Annotated in this window: 1 protein-coding gene; it reads left to right on the top strand. The window is 64.8% G+C overall.

Features of this window, described 5'->3' with window-relative positions; genetic code table 11:
* Nucleotides 1-412, top strand: a 412-nt coding sequence (locus K6M89_RS30640) for a CNNM domain-containing protein (protein ID WP_222141866.1), incomplete at both ends; no start/stop codon positions are given.

Raw genomic sequence — 412 nt, 5'->3', positions numbered from 1 at the left:
GTCAGGCGCAGCCGTGTCACCGAACTTGCCGCGGCAGGCCGCATGAATGCCTCCGCCCTCCAGCGCGCTGTCGACAATCTCGACGCCAACCTTGCCGCCACCCAGCTTGGTATCACCATCTCGTCGCTGGCGCTGGGTTGGGTCGGCGAGCCGGCGCTTGCCCATCTGATCGAGCCTCTGGTGTCCTGGCTGCCTGGGCAATGGGCGGCAACAGGCGCGCATACGGTCGCCATCGTCATTGCCTTCGTCATCATCACGGCACTGCACATCGTGCTGGGCGAGTTGGCGCCGAAAAGCTTGGCGCTTCAGCGCAGCGAGGCCACTTCGCTTGCCGTCGTGCGTCCGCTGGGGCTCTTCCTGGTGCTGTTCAAGCCGGCGATCTTCGTTCTGAACGGCATGGGCAATCTTGTGC

This window comes from Rhizobium croatiense (assembly GCF_019793465.1).
Taxonomy (GTDB): Bacteria; Pseudomonadota; Alphaproteobacteria; order Rhizobiales; family Rhizobiaceae; genus Rhizobium; species Rhizobium croatiense.
Note: the sequence above shows the minus strand (reverse complement) of the source record. Positions and strands in the feature narration are given on the sequence as shown.